The 7869-nt window shown below is 68.8% G+C and carries 9 protein-coding genes; 6 read left to right on the forward strand and 3 right to left on the reverse strand.

Translation table 11 applies throughout. The features are described 5' to 3' along the window. The first annotated feature begins 393 nt into the window (after positions 1 to 393). Positions 394 to 1083 carry a hypothetical protein gene (locus HUX53_RS21225; protein WP_176404967.1) on the forward strand — a complete coding sequence of 230 codons (690 nt, stop codon included), beginning with the start codon at positions 394 to 396 and terminating at the stop codon, positions 1081 to 1083. A gap of 64 nt (positions 1084 to 1147) precedes the next feature. Here the strand turns inward: HUX53_RS21225 and HUX53_RS21230 are convergent, their stop codons facing one another. Next, positions 1148 to 1957, reverse strand: a complete 810-nt coding sequence (locus HUX53_RS21230) for a GntR family transcriptional regulator (RefSeq protein WP_217919697.1) — start codon at positions 1955 to 1957, stop codon at positions 1148 to 1150. Positions 1958 to 2065: 108 nt separating this feature from the next. Here HUX53_RS21230 and HUX53_RS21235 point away from each other — a divergent pair, with 108 nt between their 5' ends. Continuing rightward, entirely contained in the window at positions 2066 to 2419 is a 354-nt protein-coding gene (locus HUX53_RS21235) for an ATP-binding protein (RefSeq protein WP_176404968.1), read from the forward strand. A gap of 284 nt (positions 2420 to 2703) precedes the next feature. Here the strand turns inward: HUX53_RS21235 and HUX53_RS21240 are convergent, their stop codons facing one another. Next, positions 2704 to 3468, reverse strand: a complete 765-nt coding sequence (locus tag HUX53_RS21240) for a hypothetical protein (protein ID WP_176404969.1) — start codon at positions 3466 to 3468, stop codon at positions 2704 to 2706. A 92-nt stretch (positions 3469 to 3560) separates the two neighbouring features. On the opposite strand from HUX53_RS21240, the gene HUX53_RS21245 reads away from it, so the two are divergent. From HUX53_RS21245 to HUX53_RS21255, 3 genes are read left to right on the forward strand one after another with little or no spacing between them, the layout of a single operon-like run. Continuing rightward, the gene (locus HUX53_RS21245; RefSeq protein WP_176404970.1) at positions 3561 to 4766 is read left to right on the forward strand and encodes a Tm-1-like ATP-binding domain-containing protein; all 1206 of its coding nucleotides are present in this window, start codon (positions 3561 to 3563) and stop codon (positions 4764 to 4766) included. Then, positions 4757 to 5584, forward strand: a complete 828-nt coding sequence (locus tag HUX53_RS21250) for a phosphoenolpyruvate hydrolase family protein (RefSeq protein ID WP_369009211.1) — start codon at positions 4757 to 4759, stop codon at positions 5582 to 5584. Before HUX53_RS21245 ends, HUX53_RS21250 begins: the two co-directional genes overlap by 10 nt. Then, a complete protein-coding gene (locus HUX53_RS21255; protein ID WP_176404972.1) occupies positions 5585 to 5992 on the forward strand; it encodes a cupin domain-containing protein in 408 nt (135 codons plus the stop codon). Here the strand turns inward: HUX53_RS21255 and HUX53_RS21260 are convergent. Further along, positions 5989 to 7146 (reverse strand): ROK family protein, encoded by a 1158-nt coding sequence (locus tag HUX53_RS21260; protein ID WP_176404973.1) that lies wholly within the window; start codon positions 7144 to 7146, stop codon positions 5989 to 5991. The genes HUX53_RS21255 and HUX53_RS21260 overlap by 4 nt on opposite strands. 61 nt (positions 7147 to 7207) lie before the next feature. On the opposite strand from HUX53_RS21260, the gene HUX53_RS21265 reads away from it, so the two are divergent. Then, positions 7208 to 7869 (forward strand): MFS transporter (locus tag HUX53_RS21265; protein ID WP_217919698.1); only part of this gene is annotated, 662 nt, incomplete at its 3' end.

A 7869-nucleotide genomic window follows, 5' to 3' on the forward strand; every position in this document is an offset into this window, starting at 1 on the left:
GTTGGGCGGAAAGGGCGGGGCAGAGCCTTGCCGCAGGTAAGACTCAGCTTGCCCTTTACCAGGCACAGCGTGGATTGGCTTTAGAACCACTGCACCCACGTTGCCTTTTCCGGCGTGCTCAGGCAAACCTCGCCGAAGGCGGTCACGGCCTCCAGGATCTCCAACTCGCGTATGAAGTAGATCCGGACGACAGGGAAGTCCGCCGTGCCTTTGCCCGGGAACTCGTGGCGCGCGGCAGCGACCGGGACGTGAACAAGGCCCACAGTCTTGAGCCCGGAGACCCGTTGGTTTCGCTCGCCTACGCTCGCTCTCTGGCACGTCGCGGGCAAGCGGAGCGAGCATTCGAGATCGCTCCGGACGATTTGGAGGTTCGCCGCCGATATGCACGCATGCTTGCAGATGAACCGGCCGGGCGTGCTCGAGGCTTTGACGCTGTTACCCGAAGATCCGCACATCGTGTCCCGCTACCGCAGCCTCGCTCAGAGTACTGCCGGGTCGCCGGACGTCCCCCCGGATGCGCTTGCCGAAATCATTGCCCTCACCAGGGAACTAAAGCCACCGTTCGGCCTGAGACTATTCCGGCATGTCGATCTCGATCTCGACCGCGTCAACGATGCGTTGGTGGTGCTTGCCAAGACGAACTCCAGTCTTCCTATCGAAGCCCGGGCCCACCTGCGTCAAACGTTGATCGAAGGGCTCCGGGCAGTGATACACGAGAACAGTGCCGTTCGCTTTTCTCTTGAACGCGCCGCCAAAATCGAACGCACGGCCGAACTCGCCGACTTTCTCTACCCTGGGAAGGCGTTGTTCAGGAGCATCGCCCGGGATGCGTACGGTTCCTGGGCGTGGACTGAGCAGATACCCGTCGGCTGTGGTTGCGTCGCGACTCTGTCGATCTCGCTGGTATATCCCTTGGTAGCAGTGGCCTGGCTTGGCTGGGCAAGAGCGGTGCCGGTAGCCTTCCTGTCCTGGCTGGGACTTGGACTGCTGATCTTTTTGGGTCTATCGGTCGGACACATTATGCGGCGCGAAGCCCGTCGTCGGAAAGCCCGCGCATTGCATCAGTCGCAGCCTGATCGGTAGCGGCGCAGCCCCGAACGGCCGGAGATCGCACCCAAGACCGCGTGACCAACTACCTCAGCCGCCGTTAATCGACGGGGATGGTGTAGGCCAACTCGTAGCGGTCGACGGGCACCACGATGTCGGCGGTCTCGACCGGACGGTCCCCGGTGTAGGTGCGCTGGATCACCATCACGATGGATCCCACCGGCTCACCCAGTTGCTCGGCCTCGTCCGCGAGAATGGCCCGCGCCGTCACGACCTCGGTGGCCAGCGTGACCTCTTGCCCGATGGCCCGCATCCGCGCGATCACGCCGGCACCCGCGTACGGCCCCTCTTCGGGCAGCATCGCTGGCGTCCCACGCGTGATGTCCAGCGGCTCCCAGGAGGTCGAGAGCATGACGGGCTGCTCGTCCGCGAGAAAGGTGTACCGCGTCGCCAGCACAGGGTCGCCCTCCGCAATGCCAAGCCGCCCGGCCACGGCCGGCGACGCCGGGCTCGTCTCCGAGGTGGAACGCCACGCCCCTGCCCGTCCCTGCGCCTCCATATCCGCCCGGAACGGAGAGCTTCCCCGCCCGCGCGCCTCGCGGTACCAGCTCCTGGTAAGGCGCTTCACCTGCGGGCGCTGACGCACATATGTGCCGCTGCCGGAACGAGACTCCACGTAGCCCTCGGACACCAGAAGCCTGACGGCCTCGACGGCCACACGATCGGAGACGCCGTGCTCCCGCGCGAGTTGGTGACGGGAGGGAACCCGGTCGCTCGGTGCCAGGCGGCCGTCGACGATCTGTTGGCGCAGATTGTCGGCGATGCGTAGATATGCGGGCTGGGTCACTGTGACTCCGGTGGCGAAGTGGGTGCGTTTTCTCGACGCAAGCTTGACAAGCTGCGTACTCAACTCTCAAGCTGAGTACTCAGCTTGACTGTCACTTACCGTCATTACGTGATCACTTTGGGGGTGCCTCCTGTCATGGAATGGTCCCAGACCTACCCAGGTCTCCCATCCATGGTTCCTGCGATCCGCGCATACGTGCGCGGGCTCCTCGACGGCTCCCCGCGGACGTCCGACGCCGAACTGGTCGTTTCCGAACTTGCGGCGAACTCTCTTCGGCACACCATCAGCGGAGCCCCCGGCGGAGAAGTGTCGGTCGCCGTGGCCTTGCGGCCTGGATGGGCACGCATCGCTGTGACGGACGCCGGCGCAGGAGTGTGGAAGCCACCGGACGCGGTCCTGGACGCGGTTTCCGAGTACGGACGGGGACTGTTCATCGTCGAGCAGACCGCCGACAAGATCGGGCATGACATCACCGAGTCCGGCCAGACCATGTGGGCCGAGTTCACCTGGGACGTGGAGTCATGAGCCTGGGGCCGTTGGAGGCCGCGGCTGTGAGCGACGTGCGGCCGATCCAGAACGACATGACTCAGGTGCTCGCGCGGAAGTACGGCGTCCTGGTGTGGTTCGGGCATCACACGCGCGAGTGGTGGGCGCTGGTGGACGGTCGTGTGCTTGTCGGGGCGCGGTGCCCTGAGCGGCTAGGCCGGGCCATCGCGTCGGTCAGAAGGCAAGGCGCGTCCGGGTCTCCGTAGAGCCGGAGTGGTGCGGTCGGTTGAGATGCCCCCCATTCCCGACCGCGCCACTCCGGCTTACTGGAATGCGGGTTGCTTGGGGGTTGTGGAGCGGGCTCGCTTTATGACTACGTAGATGCGGGTGGCGATGGTCATGATGGCGGTCATTGGGAGCCAGACGGCTGCTACCGGCCAGAGGTTCTCGCCGGCGGAACTCACCAGGAGCGGGCAGACGAGGCCGCCGAAGAAGATGGTCATGGCCAGGCCGAGGGTGGCGGTCATGCCGTGGGTCGGGTCGTGGGGGACGCGGCGGTGGGTCCACTTGTCGCCCAGGCGCCAGACGCACACGGCCATGATGAGGAGGCCGGGAGGGATCACGATCAGGGCGCCGATGAGGATGCGTGCTCGCAGGTCGTCCGGGGCGGCCTCCGTGTCCTGGGAGTCGCCGTTCATGGCGACCTCGGTCACCCGGCCGCGCCAGATGGTGCCCGTGAGCCGGTCGCCTTTGTCCATGTCGTCCAGGACGGGGCCGGTGGTGGTGTAGGCCGTCTCCCATTTGGCGCCGTTCGCGTCCGTCAAGGTGGCGCGGTCCAGTTTGCCCCGCTTGTACGTCAGTCGGATGTCGGACACCGTGAACTCCTGCGTCCAGCGGCATTCGGCGGGCTCGGCGGGCGCGGACGGGCAGCGCGGCGCGGCCTTGTAGGCGTCCAGGTCTCGGTTGCCGTCCGGGACCTCGGTCGCTACGAGGCCGACCATGAGCGCCACCAGTCCCGCACCGACCAGCAGCGTGAGGACGGTCGCGATGGTGCTGCGCAGCAGTCCGGCGAGGGAGGCGTTGGCCATGCCTCGATTGTCCCATTTGATCGATCTTGCTCGTGATGGTGCCGGCAGGGTTTGGTCGGTTGGGGGGTGGGTGGGGTGAGAAGTGGTCGTGCATGGCGACTGTGGTTCTGGTGGGGACGCTCGATACCAAGGGGCCGGAGTACGTGTGGCTTCGGGAGCGGGTGCGGGAGCTCGGGTGCGATGTGGTGTTGGTGGACGCGGGCGTTGGGGCGGCTGAGGTGGAGGCGGACGTTTCCGCTGAGGACGTCGCGCGGGCCGGGGGCGCTTCGCTGAGTGCGTTGTGGGACGCGGGGGATCGGGGCGCCGCCGTCACTGTGATGGGTGAAGGGGCTGCGGTTGTGCTCGCCGGGTTGGAGCGGGTCGATGCCGTGCTTGCGGTCGGCGGAAGTGGTGGGTCTTCGATTGCGGCTCGGGCCGTTCGGGATCTGCCTATTGGGGTGCCCAAGATTATTGTGTCCACTATGGCGTCCGGGGACGTGTCGCCTTATGTGGGCGCTAAGGACGTGACGCTGATGTACAGCGTCGTTGATATTGCGGGCATTAATCGTGTGTCGCGGCTCATTCTTGGTAATGCGGCGGGTGCCGTTGTTGGGATGGCCAAGGCTTATGAGGAGACTCGGGCCGCGGCCGTGGTGGACGAGCGGCCGCTGGTCGGGGCGTCCATGTTCGGGGTCACGACGCCGGCGGTGGAGGCGGCGCGGGAACGGCTGGACGAGCTGGGTTACGAAGTGCTCGTCTTTCACGCGACCGGGGCCGGTGGGCGGGCGCTTGAGGGGCTTGTGGAGAGCGGGCTGCTTGCGGGGGTGCTCGATCTGACGACGACGGAGCTGGCGGACGATCTGGTGGGCGGTGTCCTTTCGGCCGGGCCTGAGCGGCTTACGGCGGCGGGGCGGTTCGGGATTCCGCAGGTCGTGGCGCCCGGGGCCTTGGACATGGTCAACTTCGGGCCGCTGGAGACGGTTCCCGAGCGGTTCGAGGGGCGGAACCTCTACGTCCACAACCCGACCGTGACGCTGATGCGGACCACTCGGGAAGAGATGGCCGAGTTGGGGCTGCGGGTCGCGGAGAAGTTGCGGGCGGCGACTGGGGCGACCGTGCTGTTCCTGCCGCTCGGGGGAGTGTCGGCGTTGGACGCGCCGGGGATGCCCTTCCATGATCCGGAGGCGGACGAGGCGTGCTTCGCGGCCATGGCGGGTGCCGTGGAAACGGAGCGACTCGACATGAACATCAACGATCCGGCGTTCGGCCGCGCGATGGCCGACCGGCTGCACCAGATGATCTCGGGGGGATCGCAGTGAACCGTGACACGGTGCTGTTCCGGCTGCGGAACGCGGTTGCGGAAGGCAAGCCGATCATCGGCGCGGGGGCGGGGACGGGACTGTCCGCCAAGTGCGCCGAGGCCGGTGGTGTGGATCTGATCATCATCTACAACTCCGGCCGGTACCGGATGGCGGGGCGGGGGTCGCTGGCCGGGCTGCTGCCTTATGGGGACGCCAATCAGATCGTGGTGGAAATGGCGTCCGAGGTGCTGCCGGTCGTCAAGGAGACGCCGGTGCTTGCGGGAGTGTGCGGTACCGATCCGTTCCGGGTGATGCCCGTGTTCCTGGATCAGTTGAAGGCCATGGGGTTCGCGGGGGTACAGAACTTCCCGACCGTCGGGCTTTATGATGGGGTTTTCCGGGAGAACATCGAAGAGACCGGCATGGGCTATGAGTTGGAAGTCGAGATGGTGCGGCTCGCTCATCAGCGCGGTCTCGTCACCGCGCCTTATGTGTTCGACGAGGATCAGGCGCGGGCGATGGCGGAGGCCGGTGCCGACGTTCTCGTCCCGCATGTCGGGCTGACGACGAAGGGCAGCATCGGCGCGGGCACGGCGTTGACGCTGGACGAGGCGGTCGAGCGGGTCCAGGCCATGCGGGACGCGGCGTTCGCTGTGCGGTCGGACGTCCTCGTCCTGTGTCACGGCGGTCCCATTGCCGAGCCGGATGACGCCGCTTACGTGCTGTCGCGGACGGAAGGTGTCGTCGGTTTCTTCGGTGCGTCATCGGTCGAGCGGCTGCCGACCGAGCGGGCCATTACGCAGCAGGTGGCGGCCTTCAAGAATCTGGAGATCTGAATGCTGGTCAATCCCGGTGACGTGACGACGATGGCCTTCGACTGGGGGTCCATCAAATGGTTCGTCACCCCGTCGAGCGTCGAGGGCGCGAGCAGCACGCTGGGCGAGGTGATCGTCAATCCGGGGAAGGGGCACGCGCGGCACAACCACCCGAACGCGGAGGAGATCATCTACGTGATCTCCGGTGAGGCGACGCAAATGGTGGACGACGGGGAGCCGTTCCCGATCGGGGAGGGCGACGCCGTCCACATCCCGAAGGGCGTCTGGCATTCCACGTACAACACGACGTGGCGCCCGCTCCGGCTCATCGTGACGTACACGCCGGGCGGTGAGGAAAAGGCACTGGAAGGCGCCCCCGATCTCTGCCTGCACGAAGCGGGAGCCGTCCCGGAATGGCGTCAGGCCTAACTGCCTGACCAGGCGGCCAGGCCCTCCTCGGTGAGGAGGACGTCGAAGGCGGCGTCGGCGGCGCCCATCAGCGGGCCGCGCGGGCCGAGCGTCGAGAGCCGGACGGGCGGCGGGTCGGCGCGGCGGTAGCGCATCAGGCCCGCCGTGTAGCCGTCGGACAGGGCGTCCGACGCGGCCAGGTCGGTGGCCAGGCCCGAGAGCGTGACGACGTCCGGGTCCAGGGCGTTGACCAGGGCGCCCATGCCCCGGCCGAGGGCGCGGGCCGCCCCCGCGACGGCCTCCCGGGCCTCGGGTTGGGACGACGCGAGGATCTCCTCGGCCGCCGTGCGCGGGTCGCGGGGCGGCGGGCGGTGCAGGGCGCGGGACATGGCGCGGCCGTCGACCTCCAGGTCCCAGCAGCCGCGGGCGCCGCACGGGCATTCACGCGCGGGGTCGCCGAACGGCATGTGGCCGAACTCGCCGCCCGCGCCCCTCGCGCCGTCCACCGGCCGTCCGTCCACCACGAGGATGCCGCCGACGCCGACCTCCACGGTCAGGTGCAGGACGACGCGCGACCCCGCCCCGGCGCCGCGCCGCGCCTCGGCCAGGCCGGCGAGCGAGGCGTCGTTGCCGACCAGCAGGGGGATTTCGGCGGGTTTGAGCGGCTCCAGGGGGACGTCGCGCCAGCCCATGCCGGACGCCTGGACGACCGTCGTCCCGCTGACCGTCCCCGCGACGCAGGCGGACACCGCGCGCAGCCGCCGCCCGTAGCGGACGTGGAGCGCCGCGACCTGCTCGGCCAGCAGTCCGATGATCTCGGGCGAGCCGGTGTGGCGGCCGTCGGACCCGGTCAGGACGCCGCCGCCCAGCTCGACGGCCGCCACCCGCCATGCCTCGTGGCTGATGTCGACCACGCACACCAGCGGGCCGTCCGGGTGCGCCGTGATCGAGGGGGACGGACGGCCGCGGCCACCGGTACGGGGCGGTATGTCCTCGTCGATGAGCCGGGACGCCTTGAGGCGGCTCGTGATCTCCGTGGCGGACCCGCTGCTCAACCCCAGCGCGCGGGAGGTGTCCGCGCGCGTCGCGGACGGGTGCGCGTGGACGTACCGGAGCACGGCCAGCGCGCCCTGGCTGCGCAGCGCCCGAGCGGAGTGCGCGGTCTTCGACTGCATGGTGACATCCTGGCCTTCGCGGATTATCCTCGTTGTGCGAGCATAATCCGGGAGGCGTGCGATGGATCCTGCCGACACTGGCCCGAGCCCGGCCGCGGACATGGAACGAGCACGGCCTTTCACCGCGATCGCCGGACGCGGTGCGGGGAGGTTCGCGCTCTATGCGGCGTTCGGGTGCCTCGGCTACCTGCTGACCGCGCTCGGCGCGATCCTGCCCGAGCTGCGCGAGGAGCGGGGACTCCCGCGCAGCGAGGTCGCGCTCTACCCGTCGGCCTTCGCGCTCGGCCTCGTGGTCGTCGGGTTCGTCGGGCACTGGGCGGCGGGACGGCTCGGCCGCCTCGCCCTTCCCGTCGCCCTCGCCGCGCTGGTGGGCGGCGCCTGCGTCATGGCCACCGGCGGCGGACGGCTCGGCGCGGGTCTCGGCGCGCTCATCCTCGGGCTCGGCGGCGCCGGCCTCGTGCAACTGGTCCCGGCGGCGCTGCGGGCTGCCGCGTCACCGGGGGATGGAACGGTCCAGATCGGGGTGGCGAACGCGGTCTCCAGTTCGGCGTCCGTGCTGTCCCCGATCCTCATCGGCGTCACGCTGGCCCACGGCCTCGGCTGGCGCGCGGCCTTCGCCATCCCGCCCCTGAGCGTGGCCACCGTCCTCATCCTCACCGCCCGCACCACCGCGGCGGGACGGCCCGCCACCGCCCAGCCCGCCCAGCCGTCTGCCTTCGCGTC

Origin of the sequence: Actinomadura sp. BRA 177 (assembly GCF_013372625.1) — a bacterium.
Lineage (GTDB): Bacteria > Actinomycetota > Actinomycetes > Streptosporangiales > Streptosporangiaceae > Spirillospora.